Annotated in this window: 10 protein-coding genes; all 10 read right to left on the bottom strand. The window is 30.5% G+C overall.

The window, feature by feature from the left end; all coding sequences use genetic code 11:
• Nucleotides 1–5 precede the first annotated feature (5 nt).
• The 10 genes from mobF to EZS29_RS15525 all read right to left on the bottom strand — a co-directional run bounded on the left by mobF (nucleotide 6) and on the right by EZS29_RS15525 (nucleotide 16,386).
• The gene (gene mobF / locus EZS29_RS15570; protein WP_130613279.1) at nucleotides 6–7,613 is read right to left on the bottom strand and encodes a MobF family relaxase; all 7,608 of its coding nucleotides are present in this window, start codon (nucleotides 7,611–7,613) and stop codon (nucleotides 6–8) included.
• Nucleotides 7,614–7,704: 91 nt separating this feature from the next.
• Entirely contained in the window at nucleotides 7,705–10,074 is a 2,370-nt protein-coding gene (locus tag EZS29_RS15565; RefSeq protein ID WP_130613276.1) for a type IV secretion system DNA-binding domain-containing protein, read from the bottom strand.
• Between the two features lie 57 nt (nucleotides 10,075–10,131).
• The gene (locus EZS29_RS15560; RefSeq protein WP_130613273.1) at nucleotides 10,132–10,431 is read right to left on the bottom strand and encodes a hypothetical protein; all 300 of its coding nucleotides are present in this window, start codon (nucleotides 10,429–10,431) and stop codon (nucleotides 10,132–10,134) included.
• Nucleotides 10,432–10,480: 49 nt separating this feature from the next.
• A complete protein-coding gene (locus EZS29_RS15555) occupies nucleotides 10,481–10,702 on the bottom strand; it encodes a hypothetical protein (RefSeq protein ID WP_130613270.1) in 222 nt (73 codons plus the stop codon).
• Between the two features lie 17 nt (nucleotides 10,703–10,719).
• Entirely contained in the window at nucleotides 10,720–11,514 is a 795-nt protein-coding gene (locus tag EZS29_RS15550; protein WP_130613268.1) for a M23 family metallopeptidase, read from the bottom strand.
• A 25-nt stretch (nucleotides 11,515–11,539) separates the two neighbouring features.
• The gene (locus tag EZS29_RS15545) at nucleotides 11,540–12,757 is read right to left on the bottom strand and encodes a hypothetical protein (RefSeq protein WP_130613265.1); all 1,218 of its coding nucleotides are present in this window, start codon (nucleotides 12,755–12,757) and stop codon (nucleotides 11,540–11,542) included.
• Between the two features lies 1 nt (nucleotide 12,758).
• On the bottom strand, nucleotides 12,759–13,619 hold the full coding sequence (locus tag EZS29_RS15540; protein ID WP_130613262.1) for a hypothetical protein: 861 nt from the start codon (nucleotides 13,617–13,619) through the stop codon (nucleotides 12,759–12,761).
• Nucleotides 13,606–14,259 (bottom strand): hypothetical protein, encoded by a 654-nt coding sequence (locus EZS29_RS15535; RefSeq protein ID WP_130613259.1) that lies wholly within the window; start codon nucleotides 14,257–14,259, stop codon nucleotides 13,606–13,608. The genes EZS29_RS15540 and EZS29_RS15535 overlap by 14 nt, the downstream gene beginning before the upstream one ends.
• Nucleotide 14,260: 1 nt before the next feature.
• On the bottom strand, nucleotides 14,261–15,385 hold the full coding sequence (locus EZS29_RS15530; RefSeq protein WP_130613257.1) for a hypothetical protein: 1,125 nt from the start codon (nucleotides 15,383–15,385) through the stop codon (nucleotides 14,261–14,263).
• A gap of 14 nt (nucleotides 15,386–15,399) precedes the next feature.
• Nucleotides 15,400–16,386 (bottom strand): hypothetical protein, encoded by a 987-nt coding sequence (locus EZS29_RS15525; protein ID WP_130613254.1) that lies wholly within the window; start codon nucleotides 16,384–16,386, stop codon nucleotides 15,400–15,402.
• Between the last annotated feature and the right edge of the window lie 18 nt (nucleotides 16,387–16,404).

The following is a 16,404-nucleotide window of genomic DNA, read 5'->3' as shown; positions in this document are numbered from 1 at the left end:
TCTCCTCAAAGATCAATAGAAATATTTTGTTGTCTTTCTCTTTTAATTTCTTTACTATTTCCTTTCATTTTTTCATAATCCGTTCTAACAAATGAAGAAATACTTATTGATTCATGAAATACTGTTTTTGAAATATCTTCTGAAAATGACTTGTTAAATTGATAATCATCAGATAAAATTTTATGATTAAAATTTTTATTATCTGTATTACCTGAACCGATTGCACTATCTAGCCCAATTTTTTTACATAAAATATCAATAGCATTAACCTGATTATGTGCACCTTTTTGAATATTTTCATTGCTAGGTAATTTCTGGACTACAACATTTTCGGTTTTTAAAATTATTTTATCGGTTTTTTCTTCATTTATAATTGAATTATAATGTATATTTTTCTTGCTTGTAATATTAAGGTCATCTACGATTTTTTCAACAAATTTAGAGTCATTTTTACCTACTATCGAAAAATAAGATTCAAATTCGTTCTCACTTCCTCGCATTACAAACTTTGACTCTTTCATCAATATTTTTCTCACATCTTTAAAGATTTCATCTACTTTTTCCTTATCGCCAACTCTATTATATATGATATCTTTAACTGACTTTTCAAATTCTTTATTGCTTATTCTAAGATTCAAATGTTCATTAATTTTAATCTGCCCCCTTTCCATCTCTTGATTTTTCTTCGAATCAGCTTCAGATTGATATTTAGATAATTTACTATTTAGCAGTTTAATCACCTCTCCTTTATTATTATCAATAAACTTCGACGCATCATTATATCTATCTTCAATATTTTTAATATTATCTTGAGTAGATAAATTTTTATCAATTTTAATATTAGAAATAAACTCTGCCGTTTCTTCTATAGATTTCTCTTTCAGATAATAAGAAATATTTTTTATTTTATCAAATATTTTAAACACTTCAATATCACTTTTTTCTAAATTATTAATCTGTGAGTTTAAACTTAACTTTTTCATTTCTTCATATTCAAACGCCTTTTCGAGTCTATTTTTAGTCAAATATTCTTCAAAATTGTTTATATTAATATCTTTATCAATTTCCTCTTTCTTAAAGTCTAAAGATTTATCTTTATGTATTTCTGAAATGCTTGATATTTTATCATTAACGAATTTGTACATTTCAAATTCACGCTGAGCATTATTCATAGAAAATATTTCAGTATAGTTTTCCTTTAAAACATTTCCTAATTCTTCTCTTAATCTTTCAAAAATACTAAAATGACTATTAACCATTCCACTTTGATTTGCTAATTCTTCGGATTTTCTTAAAAAATAAGAATTTACCTCTTGTGGACTTTTATCATTAAATTGCATTTTAAAGTCTTTATATAAATCAATATTACTCAAAATATTTGTCTCATCTTTGTTAAGATAATTTCTTGCAAATTCAATATTATATTTAACAATGATTGATAATGACTCTACAATATCCTTGTTGTTTGAAATGAACTCATTAATTTCTTCCTCTGTGAAATTATCTCTATTAAATCTAGCTTTCATTTCAAATAATACAGCATCCCTCAACTCAGAATTTAAGATAATATCTTCAACTCTTGCTTTTGAAGTCTTGCTATTATCAAATATTTTCTTATTATTATTTAAATATTTTTCCCCTTTTTTCAAATCCTTATCACTATCACTCAAATAATAATCAGGGATATATTTTAATTGATTTACTCCTACAAGTTGAGAGATATTGACATTTAAAGCTTGAGAAGCTGTTTTCAATGCCATATTTCTTTTAACAGAGTCTTTAATAAGCATAATTTTTGGCAAAACTTCAGCTTTCCAGTTCTTTACATTTACAAAATCATGTTCTTCCTCGGCATAACTAAAAGAGACAAAATGATCCAAAGGCACCTTGTTTTCTTTAAGTTCAATTTTTAAATCTTCTGGACTATTAGTTCTTAGGTACTCATCTGGATCTTTTGTAGAAATGCTTGTATATGACAAATCAATACCATTCCCTTCAGCTAAGAAATAACTCCTTTTAGCTGCTGCAATTCCTGCTTTATCTCCATCAAATAACAGCGTCACTTCACTCGTATAGTTTTTTAATTCATTGATATGCTCTTTAGTTAAAGCGGTTCCAAGAACTGCAACTACATTTTTAATTCCAGCTTTATGCAGCGCAATTTGGTCAAGGTAACCCTCTACGATTATAGCCTCGCCAGTTTCTTTAATAGAATCTTTAGCTTTATCTAGACCAAATAGAGTTGCTGATTTATCAAATATTTCTGTATTTCTTGGGTTTACGTATTTAGAAATCCCCTTTTCAATTTCAATTTTTCTATAAATACGTCCACCAAATCCTACACATTTACCATCACCATTATTTATCGGAATCATAATTCTATTGCGGTAAAAATCATATGTTGATTTGTTTTGATTTAGCGATAACAGTGAAAGTTTTAATAAATCTTCTTTAGAAATACCATTCTTCTTTGCAAACTGCTCTAGACCATATGTATTTGAAAGACCAAATTTGTATTCTTTAATCTCCTCAATCGTAAACCCTCTATCAATAAGATACTGTAAAGCCTCCTTCCCTTTTTCAGAAAATAGATTTTCAATGTAAAATTTTTGTACCTTTTCCATCACATCAAAAAGTTTTTCTCGTTCAATATCTGTATTATTTATGTTATTTTCATTTTCTAAATTCCTATCTTCAAATGACAAATTGTCTAATAAATCAAGTGGAGGCATTTCAAAATTACTTGAAATGCCTTCTTCATTTTCAAAATAGAATTCATTTGGGATTGCATTCTCAACCGTAGGTGTAGATATAACTAAAGAATTATCTGTTTGCTCATTCGATACTTCATTCTCATGAACAATTTTAATATCCGTTTTATTACTCATTTCACTTTCAGCATTAAGCTTGATTTCATACTTTTCATAAACAGATTTTTGCTTTAAATATCCTTTAAATCTTGCCTTTAAATTTACACCTGAAGTCCGCTTTAAATCCTTTAAGAATCGTTTTGCATCTTTATCGATAAAATCATTATCGTTTGCTATACAAATCACTTTTGAACCAGATTTTTCCGCAAGTTCAAACAATTTTGAGGATGTACTAGAAATATTTTTACCGAGATCCTTTAAGACTATGACAGTATCTTTTGTAAGATGAGTCCTCTTTTCTTCAATACTTTCTACTAATTTTCTAACATGAAGCTCATTTCTTTCATTTAATTTAAATCCATTTATATGACCCGCATAACTGTGAATCACTTTATATCCACTATTCTCATACAGATCGCGTGTGTGATTTAAAACTACATTAAGATCGTCATATGAAATATCTGATAAGAACTTTACCCCTCCTTGATCGCATGTAAAATGCACAAGTGCTGCTGCTTGGATTTCATTCAAATTTTTGTTCTCAATTCTCCTTTTCACTCTTTCAAAGCTTAAGACACTTTCATTTTCATTCTTTCTTAAAACTGAATGTTTCAGTATATTTGCCTCTTCATTATCTAATTTTTTATAGCAAAAAAGCATCTTGCCAAAACGATCGTATGTGAGAAATTTTAGGTCTTCATGAATTAATAACTTCCCCATGAGTGAATCAATTTTCGATAATTCTACGTTCCCTTTGGCCTCTTCAAGAATGGATTGATAGAGAGTAGTCTCATCGAATATCTGCAAATCATGTGAACTCTTAAAAAGAGCATTTTGTATAATTTCATTATCTGAAATTTTAGTTTTTACTTCTTTATCAATGCTATTAGGAACATCTGTAACAATATGAGAAAACTTTAAAATTTCTTCCTTCTCCCCAATTGAATTCGGCGCTGTTTCTAAATACTTCTTTAATTCCATAGGGGATAAGAACTTATCAGATTTTATTTTCAAAATATTTCTTTCAAAATGCTCAGAGAAAGAGGCATGCACATGATCGTTTCTCTCTTTAATTCTCAAAATCCCTGAATCATTTGTAAGATTTAGCTTAAGCTCCTTCTCTAATTTTTCAGACAGAATCAATTCATACATATTTTTTAATATTTTTTGATTTTCAATAAATACAAATTGATTTATACTTACTTCCGTTTTATCTTTCAAAGAAATATTTTTAAGCTCTAAATCTGTATGAATATATTGAATTTCAGACAAATTATTATGCTCTTGAAAAATAGTATCCTTGGTCTGCATCTGAAAGTTGAACTGTCCTTCCATTCTCAAAAATGTTGTAAATTTATCTATTGTTTCCTTTAAAGCACCTTCATGAATACCTATAATTTTTTCCCTAATATCTTTACTGGATGTAAAATACAAAGCGGATAAATCACTTGGTGCTGCAATAGAAAAAATCATATTTTTATCATCTTTAGCAAGAACAAGGTTTCTTTGATATTTATCATAAAAATCCATTTTCTTGCTATTTTGTATGTATTTCTTCTCTTTTTGCTCCTTTATTATTTCTGTTGCTGTCATATTGGATTTACTTTTTAATAATGATTTTTCAATAGCTTCTTTAGACTCTGCAAATATTTTTAATGTGTGAGTTGAACGTGTAAATACGGTATATACTTCTTCATGACCACAATAACTTTCGACTAAGCCAATCGTATTTTTCTTTGTCGCTCCTTGGCTTGCATTAAATGTCACGGCCCATGAATGCGACATAAAATTTAAGCTGTCTAAGTAGATTGTGTCTTCTGTTCCCCTTTCGTATTTTATTTTTGCAGTTCTTGATTCCTCATTTATTTCTGTAATCTTAAACATTTGTTTATTTAAACGTCCCCGTTCTTTGCTATTTTTTCTCCAACTCATCCAATCATTTTCAGCAATTGATATATTTTGTGCCCTAAATTGAAAAATATCTTTTACCTGCTCTGGTTTAACTACAAAACTATTGCCGTTTTTGTCCTCAAGTGAAATGGTGTTATTTATTGTGTCCCTATCTTTAATGAGATAACTTTCATTTGCTTTTAAAACTGTATTAGGATTTTCAGTCACAACAACGTTGCCTATTTCATAATTTAAAGCATATTTTAATTGCTTTTTGCTTACAGAAACAGGAACGTAGGACTTAGCTTCAATTTCATTTTTTAAGTATCCTCTTTGCTTAAGTCCTTCTCGAATTCCTTTTGTTATTTCATTGATAGAATTGTGTGTTTTAGCGACTATCAGCGACTTGTTCATTTCGCTTTCACTTAATGAAAGAAAATATTTTACAGCATTATGAATTCTGCCTTCCTCTGTTTTAAACTCTTCAATTGAGCTTTTAAAATGAAATACAGCCTTTTGTGCTAATTCTTTTGCCGTGTTTTTATAATAAGCAGAGTCAAGTTTTTGCAGATCAAATGCGTTTAAATACTTCACTCCTTGAGCAAGATCTCTATTCTTTTGTCTAACTGATTCGTCTAATCTAACTGTTTTAATGTTTGTATATCGACTCACAAACTTTAAAAAATGCCCAGCAGATGGAGCAGAAAGCTGCGAAATTCCCCCGACAATAATCATTCTCGCATTTTCTGCGTCAGCTCTTTTAACGAGCTCATATCCTAATTTTGCATTGATTAATCCTGACTCATCTATTATCCAAAGTTTTTTATTATTTTGTTGTGTGCCTTCGTTATTTAATTTTGAAAGCACAAGACTATCAATTGTCTGAGCTTGAACACCTGTTTCATTTGATAAAATTGAGGCAGCATCCCCATTTTGAGCAAAACCGCGAACTTCATATCCAAATTTTATAGCTTCATCAATAACTGTTTTCAAAGCATAAGTCTTACCAGCGCCAGCAACACCCTCCCAAATTAAACTTCTATCATTTGATAACAAGGTTTCTTCAATTGCATTTCTTTGCCCTTTATTAAAACCTGAAGCCTTAGTTACATTGACAATAATTTCAGTTAATACAACATTTCTCTCACTCTTCTTTAAATTTGATAGGTTATTTATATCTGTTATTTCTTCTATCAACTCATGTATTTCTTCAGATGAGAGTCTTTTATCTTCTCTAATACTACTTTCTAATAATTTTAAAATTTCATCTTTTTTATTGTGAGATTGATGTTCTAAAATATTTTTTACACTCTCAATAATTGAATTTTTACTGTCTAGATTAAATTTATTTTTATCTTCAAATAACTCATTTATCTTTTTCTTCTCTGATATACTTTCATAAAAGCCTTCTTTCTGTAATATTTTAGCAGTATTTTCTTCAATTTCTAAGGATTCTTTTGTTAAGTATTTCACTCCATTTAAAACTTGAACAGCAATCAAATCTTTCTCAATCCGATTATTGAGAGGGCTCATTAACTCGTCATATTGATATTTACCGTAGTTGTTCTGAATATGCGTCATTTTTGCATTTTCAATACTAAAAAGAACTTGTCTATCACTTGTTTGGCTAAATGCGTCAGTGACTGATTCATTTAATTTTTCTTTTCTATACTCTTCAGTATATATCAAATCTTTATCTATAGTTTTCCCTTTTAAATTTCGATTGTATTCAAAAATAGATTCTTCAAATGCCCACCTTTTAGCTTCTGCTGCATGGTCAATCTTTTCATTCTTTTTAGCACGTTCAAATTTAACGAGCTCCCTTGCTGATTTTTGATCAGTTACTCCTAGCTCATTTACCATCTGATTTCTACGCTTAGAGAAGTGCTGCTTCAAATCATTTGGAATCCCTTTTATTTCAAACGTTCCGTTAGTATTTACTTCAATCTCATAGCCAATATTTTGTACTTTATACGCGAGTTCATTTTGATAAATCATACCAAGATATTTGGAATAATTACGATAGTCATCCGCATGAAGCGCTCGCCACTCTCCATCACCGCGGTTAATTAAATTAAAAATCACGCAATGTGTATGAAGATGTGGATCAATTTCTCTACTCATATCATGTTCAAATGTTGCTATAATAAGTTTTTTTGCATTTTCAATTTCTCTTTTAACATTATCGCCAACGCGAGTTTTAGCATAATCATTTTCAATAACATCTAAAACTTTTAAAACAGCATCCCGATGAGCTTGTAGCACTTCCTTATCTTTGTGTACGAGCGCTACAATTGAAACTGATTTTGGGGCATTAAATGTGAGATCGTAACCTCCTCTTCTTTCTACAGGTCTCGTCACTCTCTCTAGTAGCTGTGAACTTAGCTCTAAAAACTCCTCTCTTTTTATCCCTTTTAAATTTGAAGATTTAAGAACATTTTTGAAGGAATTCATGCACTCATTAAAATCTTTTTTCTTTAGTTTTGTCGGAAATCTTGTATAATGATTTGTTATTTTAAGTAATTTTTCCTGAGCTTCACGCTCAAGCTCATATTTTTCAGCTATTTTAATAAGACTAAACTCAAGAATCCCCTTATCTTTTTTTGTTAAAGAGGGTTCCTCATATTTTTTAGGATCAATGGCATTGGTTGCTAATGCTTTTTTTCCGTCAGCTGAATAGCCAAATAGTAAGTTATCGAATTGCTTAAAATCGACTTTACCTTCTAACCCTAATTCAACTGCTGATTTTCCATACCATTGCGAAAATTCAGCCGATTTTTCGTTGGTATAATAGTTATCTTTTTTATAGTAGCTTCTGCCCATACTAAGTGAAACATTTTCAATTGAAAGCATAATTAAAAATCCTTATTTTGATTTATTTATTCTTAATTTTAAATTTTGATTCCAAATAAAATGCCTGTGCTGAATATATCATCTGCACAGTTTATTGAATGCTCATTTCATTTTCAGAGATTTTTTCTTTGGAATTTGAATCTGACTTATCTTGCAGAGGAGATCTAAAATGGATTGGAATAGATTTAAACTTGACTTCAGGTTCTTTTGTTTCCTCTTTATTTATGTTTGTTTCCTCGCTCTTATCAATATTGAATGTATTTGGTATTTTAATTCCAACACCTGATGAACTCGATGTATCTCCCTTTCGTGAACTCACCTCGTCTTGATCTGACTTACTTTTTGGAAAATCATTCTTTGATTTTGCACTAAATTTTTGTACATCAATAGTTGGAAAATTTATTGTAAACTCTAACGAATCACAGATTACATGTATTAGTTTCGTTTTATCATTAATAAATAAGCCATAGAAAATTTCATTTATTTTTAGCTTCGTTGATTTTGATGAACCATATTTCTCCATAATTTCGACAGCTATTAAATTTAAACTTTCTTTATCAATCGGCTTATTTAAATAAACTTTCACCGCACTATCAACTAGATATTTTAAGCTTTTTGAAAACTCTTGAAGCATTTCTTTTTGAGCACTATTTTCTGGATTTGCAGATTTTTCTAGTAATTCTTTTTCTTTATTTGCAATCATTTCTTTAGATTCATAAGGAATCAATTCAAAAGTATCGAGCCACGAACTTTCTGCAACTTCAGAGAGAGACCCTTTATTTACAGTTTCAAGTCCTACATACTCAAATTCAACTTTAGTAGGGTTAAAACGTGCCAATTTTAGAAATGCTTGGTTATCTTTCAGCGCTTGAATTTGTGAAGGAGTTACAGAATCTACCTGCCGCGTTCTTTGTGAGAGGTTTGTGCTGTGCCTTCCTCCTACAGACATCGATGTATCAAGCTCAACAACCTCAGACCTTCCCATACGATCCGTATAAATTTCAGCTTCTTTTCTACTATTACATGCAAAAACAATAATGTTTTGTAACCCTTGATAAATGCTTTGCGCTATTTCTCGACCGTAAATAATTTCAAGCTGAGGGAAAGACTGGAAGCCTATTACCATTTTCGTTTTAAAGCGCCTTCCTTTATCGAAAACCAATGGGAGGGTAGGAAGATTACCTACAGTTGAAATTTCATCACAGTAGAGGCTAATTTGCCTTAAATTTTTCTTGCTCGTATCTCGATCAAAACTCGAGCTCGTCACGATATCAAACCATAATCTGTGCAGAGGCTTTGCATCTTCCAAATTTCGATTTTCATCTATGATAAAAATCCATGATGTATCATCATCATTGGCGACCCATTTCGTTAATGAAAACTCTTCTTCAATATCACCCGTTAATCTTTCCATTTCCATTACATGATGATTCAAATATTTAATGAAGTTTAGATTCATAAATGCGCTAGCAATAACACCAGCACTTTGTCCACTTGCTTTTTTTCCGAGATATTGTTTTGAGAGTTCTTTATTATCTAAAAGCAAATTATATAAATCTTCTTCAGAATAATTTACAATTTGCCACAATTCTTCTTGTGATTTAGCAATGCGAAGAGCAGCCGCCATAACCTCGCGACCTGTTTTATCGAAGAATTTATTACTTGCGCCTCCTTCTTTCATTTCAATTAATGCATTTGCCAGAAATTTAGGTGGTAGATTTTCACACCAAAAATTCCATTTTCTAGCACGTCTATCATAGAGTGACAAAATATGATCGCCTTCTTTGCCATGCTTTGCAAAGAACTCACCCCGTGGATCAAGAATTAAAACTTTATTTTTAAATTTCCTTTCTTGTACGAGTTGCTCATCCATTGCATTGGTTTTGCCTGTTGCAGGAGCACCACACATTCCAAAGTGCAAACTCGCGATTTTATCTGGAATTCTTATTTTAGACTTTGAAATAACGAGGTCATTTTTAGTATATTCAATATTGTTTGCAAGATCTTTCACATCTCTTTTAATCTCTTTTATAAGTTCATCTGGTTCGACATAATGCAATTCATCTTTTCTTTCAGAAACACCATCCTTAAATTTAATGCCAATTTTTTTTGTAAAATATATTGCTAGTCCTAACGAAGCCATAAACCCAAATATAAATGTAAAGATAAAAAGATTTGTATCTGAACTGTGAGCTTTCCAAAATTTATCAATAATTAAATGAGAAATTTTATCACTATCATTAGCAAAAATAGAAAAAACTTCTGACTTTATATAATATGTAAATTTTTTATACGCGAGATCAAAATACCAGCTTATTCCCCCTTGAAACTTTAATTGAATTGTAAGAAGAGTGAACAGTAAAGCACCTAAAAAAGACAAAATGATATAAACCTTCATCTCTTTAAGAATTTTTGCACCATAAGAATAGCAAATATCTAATCCATAGTTAGAACTTTTCATAAGTGATTCCCTATTAAATTTTAAGTATGTAAAGTAATAAATCTATTATTTTAAATATTATGATTTAAAAAATTTAACTATCATTAAACATATTATTAAAAATACTATCACCGTTGGTGTCTCTTTTAGTAAAACTTCTAATTGTTTGTTATTTAGAATTTTATCGTTTAGTAAACAGTGAACATAAATATAAAAAACAGAAGAAATAAATAAAGCAATAATTATATAGATAATTCTTTCAATGATTTCAAGAAAATAAGACTCAAAATTATTTGTAAATCGATCCATTTTATCTATAAATGATTTTACAGATAAAAAAAATTGTTTTTTCACAGATAATTTTTCAACATTATTCATATTTTATTATCCTTATTTTAATGTTTTTATTTAAATAAATAGATTTTTATTATACTTTATATTTATTACAATTTATAATTATTGTGGATAAAACACTTGCGGTTACAACACTAGGAAGGGGCTGAAGAAAATTTTTTCTCAAAATGAAATTTTGAAACTCAATATCATTCAAGAACTTATCAACATTTTCTTCAAACGAAGAAGAATCATTCACTGACAATTCTTCAAGAATTTGATTTGCAACTCTGTCAAAAAAATTAACTCTATTCATTTTAGACCCCAAATTAATTATGAGCATCGATGTGGATAAAATTTCTTATATGTAACCCATGCGTTAAAACCTTGCTTAAGAAGCACAATTCTTGCGCAAGCTGCATTTTTTCTTACATCAAACAATTCTTTTCGTGTCACATTGCATTTCTTTAGCCAAATGTCATTAATTTGAAAAAGTCCAGTATCAAATGTTTTATTTCGATTATAATTTATCGCTTTCGGATTAAATGATGACTCTAAGTTTGCTATACAGTACATAATTGGAATTTGTTTCTCTGTAAAACCATGCATATTCATAAATGCAAAAAATGTTCTATATAACTCTCCTTTTACTTTTATTTTTACCGCTTTCTTTGATAAGAAATAATTTTCAGGGTCATAAGAATTTCCAAAATCATCCCTGACTTCAAATCTTAATTTTGAACGTTCATGCATACCTCCTATCAATTGACCAGCAATTACGTACTTATTTTTTCCAACAAAGAAATCTTGAATCCCTTTATAAACAGTATAATAATCCTCCGATTTAATAATTATAACCCCCTCACTACCAATAAATCCCGAAATAATAACCTTTCCATTTGCTGCCGAAAAGACCTTTTTATTACCTTTTTCAAACGTAATTGAGCTCTTAAAATTGCTCGAATTAAATTTTTCCCAGCCAAATTTATCTATTATTTTATAATATTTTACTGGATATATAAGACTTGGTTTAAAGTCAGCACCATGCTTATAATTTTCTTTTGCACGTGCATATTCGTTACAAAATGAAATAGAAGAAATAAATGTAATTAATATGATTAAATACATAATAATTCCTTTATATTTATAGTATTTAATCTATATTCCAAGTATCTGTCGTATCTGTAAAAAATATCTGAACAATTGCTCCTGAAGCTATTGTAATTTCTGTTCCACCTCTATTAATGCTATCAATTAATCTGTTGCCTACTGCATTAATAGAGCCACCTAAAGCTTGCCGAACTTGATTTGCAACCGTTTGATCAACTGTCACCCCTGTTTGTGTCACTGTTGTTGTTAGGCTTGAAAGAACATATGTAGAGAGAAATGTAGTCGCTGTCGTTATTAATAGTTGCCAATTTGAAGGATCATATATTTTTCCAGATAATCCATTGTCACCTAAGATGTCTTTAACAATTGCCTTACATGGGATTGGAGGAGAATCATCACGTGTATTCACACATTTATCAATTATAATTTCTACTCTTCTGCTTGGTTTATTAAGCTTCGCTTTCCCTACGAATGTTACATTATTAGGAAATTTTTGTTCCGTTGAACCAAATGCAATTAAGCTTGTATCTATATTTTCATCACTCGATATTGTGAGTTTATCAGGTAAAATGGCAAAAACTCTCGTCCCAGCTTTAAACATCTGTCCTCTACCAGCCACCCTCTCACGCCCAGCAATTATTGAAATGCTCTGATCACTCATTTTTGCAAGACGCTCAAATTTTGTGAGTATTGGCTTAGGTTTTTCTTGCTCTTTTTGGACCTTGTGGTTCTCTGTATTTACTTGACTCGTTGAATCAAACTTTTCTGTAACCTCAATTTGCTTTATCACAGCATCTTTTACTAACCCTTTATTATTTACAATCTGAACAAACTGTTGAGCGTCTTTTTCTTTTGTTGTTGATTCATTATTTTCATTTCCTTCAGAACGATTTTCTGATTCAGAATCGCTGATAAGCTTTTTTCCTGTTAGTGCTGCATCCCAAGGAGATGTTGTCATATTCTTAGTATATGACAACTCTTTATTTTTATTCTCAACATTTTCAACCATTTTATCCGTGCGATTTTTATTTTCAAAATTCTGTGTTTCTTTATCAGAAACTTTTGCATGTCCTAACTCGATTGGTTTTAATTCGTTTGCTCGAAGCCTTTCAGAGAGTGAAGCTTTCTTTGCCTCTTCATTCACTTTTTCTCTTATTTCATCCCCATTCGGGGATGATGAAAAAATTGCAGCAAATGAACCAAGCCCAAAAACTCCTAGAAAAATAGAACCAATAATTTTATTTCGATTTTTCGATTGCATCTTAGTCCCCTTGAATTTTGAAAAAACCCTTTTCTTCTAATCTTTCTGCAATTGTAAATTCATTAATCTTATTCAGTTGTCGATTTTCAATTTTTGAGTAACCCTTTTGTTCAAGTTTTTTTGATATTTCATCTTCTATAGATAATTCAATATTTTTTTGTCTTTGATTTATAAAACTTTTATCTACCAGAAGAGCCTTTTCATTTTTCTCATATCTTGGAACCTTTTCTAAATTTCTTTTTTTATTTAAATCTAATGACTTCTTTTCCTTTATTTGTTCGGGAATTACTCTCTCCTCTTTTTTTCTTTGCTTAAAATTATTATGATTATTTTGACCTATTCGTATAGCGGCATAGCCATCCATATCAATATTTGGAGATCTAATTGAAGATGTTTCTTCGAGAAGTTTTACAATGCTATAAGCATTTACATCAGTAAATTCAATTCCAATTGGGTAAAGGCTTGAATCGATTAATAAACATGAAATCTGTGTTTGATCTAGAAATTTTTCTGTAATTGCTGTGCCATTTACTTTTAAAATGATTGCTGAAAAATTTTCACTTTCTTGACCTGCTTGAAATGAACTAGGTTTAATTGGATCAGCTTTTTCAACTTTTAAAGCTTTATTATCACTAAAACACCTTGAAACTTGAATAGGAAACACGACAACAGTTGGCCTTGAAGGTGCAACACGAATAACTGGAGGATGTATTTTATCTAATCTCATTGTTACAGTTGGCATAGCACTGTCAAATTTCCCCTGTGGGATATAAAATCCTTCAATGTCGCTTGCATAAATATTTGCAAACTTAACAATTAAAATAATATAAAAAAAATGTTTTAATAATTTAAATACTATCATTCTTTTTTACCCTCATATTTACACTTTTTATTTCAAGAACAACTTCCTCGTATTTTTTTCTATTTTCGCTGGATAATTTTAATACAATGTCAACGCTTATCTTATCTGACGTTTTAATTTCGTTTTTTAAAACAGTTTGAATTCCATCAAAAACAACAACAAATTCATTTGAACTTTGATCAAAATCAGCACTCATTCCGGTTATTGTAAAGCTTGCTTGTGAATGAACTGACTCAGATAGAATTTTAGCTGACTGTTGATTAAAAAATCCTTGTGCTTGCGAAGCTCTATCCTGTGAAAAGTATTTTGCAAATCTTGCTATTCTTGCTGATGCTTCAGATTTTTCCTGTGGCCAAGAAAGCATTGCTGAAGCAAATTGTACGACTTGCTTTTTTGCGAGCGGCAATAATTCTACTTCATCTTTTGTGTCACATATTATTTTTTTAGCATTTCCAACTGAATCCACCACTAGAACAGGCATTAATTGAGCTGGTAAAGGTGGTGGTGGTTTATAATAATTACCCCAGATAAATGGTGAAATTATTATATACGGGACACCGACTACCCAAAAATATCTCTGTATAATTACAGAATAATATCCTAGATTTAATATAAATTTATTACTTTTATTCTCACTCATTTTATCTCCTTATATTATTTATAAGAGCACGAGTTTGACCTATCATGGGAGCCATTTGGCTTGTTGCAACAATGTTAAATACTGCAACCAAAACTTTTGTTGATACTAAGAAAATCATTACAAGAGAGCATATAATTGAAATTGTAACTTTAAATATAAGCGTTAAATTATCGCCAGCAAGTGCAATTCCTAGATCCAATTGAGATACCGCCTCACCAACTGCACCCGCTTCTGTCGACGAAAATGAAGAAAAGAGAAGATTCATAACAATTATTTGAGTCTTTGCTAGCAAAGACATACATGCAAATGCACCACATAATTTTAATGGCTTTGTCGGATCTATTCCTGAAAAAAAACTCATCATAATTGTGAATGTAGGTAATAGGAGTAAACCAAAATATTGCATCATATAAAGCAATAAATTAACGAGGTCCATAACAAATAAAAGCATAAGTGTAATCCCTCCTAAAGCCATTGAAATCATGTTGCTAAAACTGCCAAGTATATTAAATGAAGAAATATTTTTTACTAAATTTCTATTTGCATCTAATATTGGATTTAGTGATATCGAGTATCTCTCGTAAATGTTATAATCAAAGAGGGAACTAACCATCGCATCTAAAAAAAGACTCATACATTCATAAATGACATCAAAATAAGCTAAACAAAGAAAAGCAATTGTTCCAAAAATAAATGATTCAAATACCTCCGCTGTACCTCTCCAAGCATTCATTGCAAGCCTAGAATGCAATGCAATTCCAGCAAATATAATCGCTATACTAGCCGTAGCTGCACCTGCCGATTGAACTGAAATAAATGTTGATATATTTTGTGCAGCACTTGCAATTGTATCAAAGCTAAAAGCCCAAACACCAACAACAGTTACATTTGCATATTTAACAATTTTTGTACTTGTAAATGAAATAACGTGATTTGAATCAATAAATGATTTTAAAATGAAATAACCTGCACCAAATGCAAATAGATATTTTATTATATTTATTAAATTTTCTTTTCGATAAGTACCTGTGCAGAAATTATATGAGAGAAAACAAACTATTCCTAAACCCGTCATCATTGTCCCCATTTTCATTAATGGGGCAATTCCAGAAACATCGAGTGACATAAAATACCCTTCTTTTATGACCTATCCCTAAAATAATTTCCTGGGAAACTCTCTCCTTTTGTTGCAGCGTCAAAAGCATTTTTAAAATCTTCAGGTTTTGGAATTTTCATGCCTTTAGGTATTTTGAATGCACCTGGATTTTTTGATAACACAAGGGTATTAACTGAATTTAAAATATCAACAGTTGCTGAATATTGCGCAATCTGTAGCTGTATTAGCATCTGTTTACTGAGTTCAGAAACTATTTCTGATTCACTTTTATCTTTTGGAATTTTTCCCGCTTTTTTATCATTGCGCACTTGTTCTTGTATATCATCAAATTGCTTCGAAAATGCGTAGGCTCTCACTTCATTATAAAATGCTTTAAGCTGTTGATTTGCTCCTGCAACAAAAATTTTATCCTGCGGAGAATTTGGACCATGAGAAGCTCTTTCCCAAGCATTGTACATATCGTTATAATGGGCTGCAATATCTTCAATTGCCCTCACAAGAGCTTGCGAATACCAATCAAATTTCCGCAGTCGCACTTTTGCCCAATCAGAATTCCCAGCAATTAAATTTGTTACATATGATGAAAGTTGCTTAGCTTGAACATAAAATATATTCGAATCTTTATCAATTAATGATTGAAGAAAATCCCTACTTTTCTCTGTGGCTTCCATTACTTTATTCATTTGACCCATTAATTCGTTCCAGGAATCACTTACTTTTTTTACATTGTTATATGTCTCAGTAAATGGCTTCATAAACTCAGTAAAGTTTTCAAGTTCTTTTTTTACTGCACTGGCAACTGTTGCAACATTTGCAGACATCGCAACAAGTGTTGCGTCTATTTTAGCAAGAATTGGAGCATCACTTGAGGCTAGTGCATTTGCTTCCTTTTTTGAGAGTGCAGCAGCACCCAGAAGAGCTCCCATTGCTATGGTTGCCATTTTTCTTCTTGGCAAATTTTCAGAATCTTTTTCATCATCTGTTTTTACATCAGTATGAACATCAGTCATGTTTCCTCCGACTAATTT

It is taken from the genome of Fluviispira sanaruensis (assembly GCF_004295685.1).
GTDB classification, from domain to species: Bacteria; Bdellovibrionota_B; Oligoflexia; order Silvanigrellales; family Silvanigrellaceae; genus Silvanigrella; species Silvanigrella sanaruensis.
The sequence above is the reverse complement of the archived record's forward strand: the minus strand, read 5'-3'. Positions and strand labels throughout refer to the sequence as shown.

Coding starts and splice junctions, on each gene's coding strand:
- EZS29_RS15550 (WP_130613268.1), bottom strand. CDS start 11,514: ATGTATTTAATCATATTAATTACATTTATTTCTTCTATTTCATTTTGT.
- EZS29_RS15545 (WP_130613265.1), bottom strand. CDS start 12,757: ATGCAATCGAAAAATCGAAATAAAATTATTGGTTCTATTTTTCTAGGA.
- EZS29_RS15560 (WP_130613273.1), bottom strand. CDS start 10,431: ATGAATAATGTTGAAAAATTATCTGTGAAAAAACAATTTTTTTTATCT.
- EZS29_RS15565 (WP_130613276.1), bottom strand. CDS start 10,074: ATGAAAAGTTCTAACTATGGATTAGATATTTGCTATTCTTATGGTGCA.
- mobF (WP_130613279.1), bottom strand. CDS start 7,613: ATGCTTTCAATTGAAAATGTTTCACTTAGTATGGGCAGAAGCTACTAT.
- EZS29_RS15540 (WP_130613262.1), bottom strand. CDS start 13,619: ATGATAGTATTTAAATTATTAAAACATTTTTTTTATATTATTTTAATT.
- EZS29_RS15555 (WP_130613270.1), bottom strand. CDS start 10,702: ATGAATAGAGTTAATTTTTTTGACAGAGTTGCAAATCAAATTCTTGAA.
- EZS29_RS15530 (WP_130613257.1), bottom strand. CDS start 15,385: ATGTCACTCGATGTTTCTGGAATTGCCCCATTAATGAAAATGGGGACA.
- EZS29_RS15535 (WP_130613259.1), bottom strand. CDS start 14,259: ATGAGTGAGAATAAAAGTAATAAATTTATATTAAATCTAGGATATTAT.
- EZS29_RS15525 (WP_130613254.1), bottom strand. CDS start 16,386: ATGACTGATGTTCATACTGATGTAAAAACAGATGATGAAAAAGATTCT.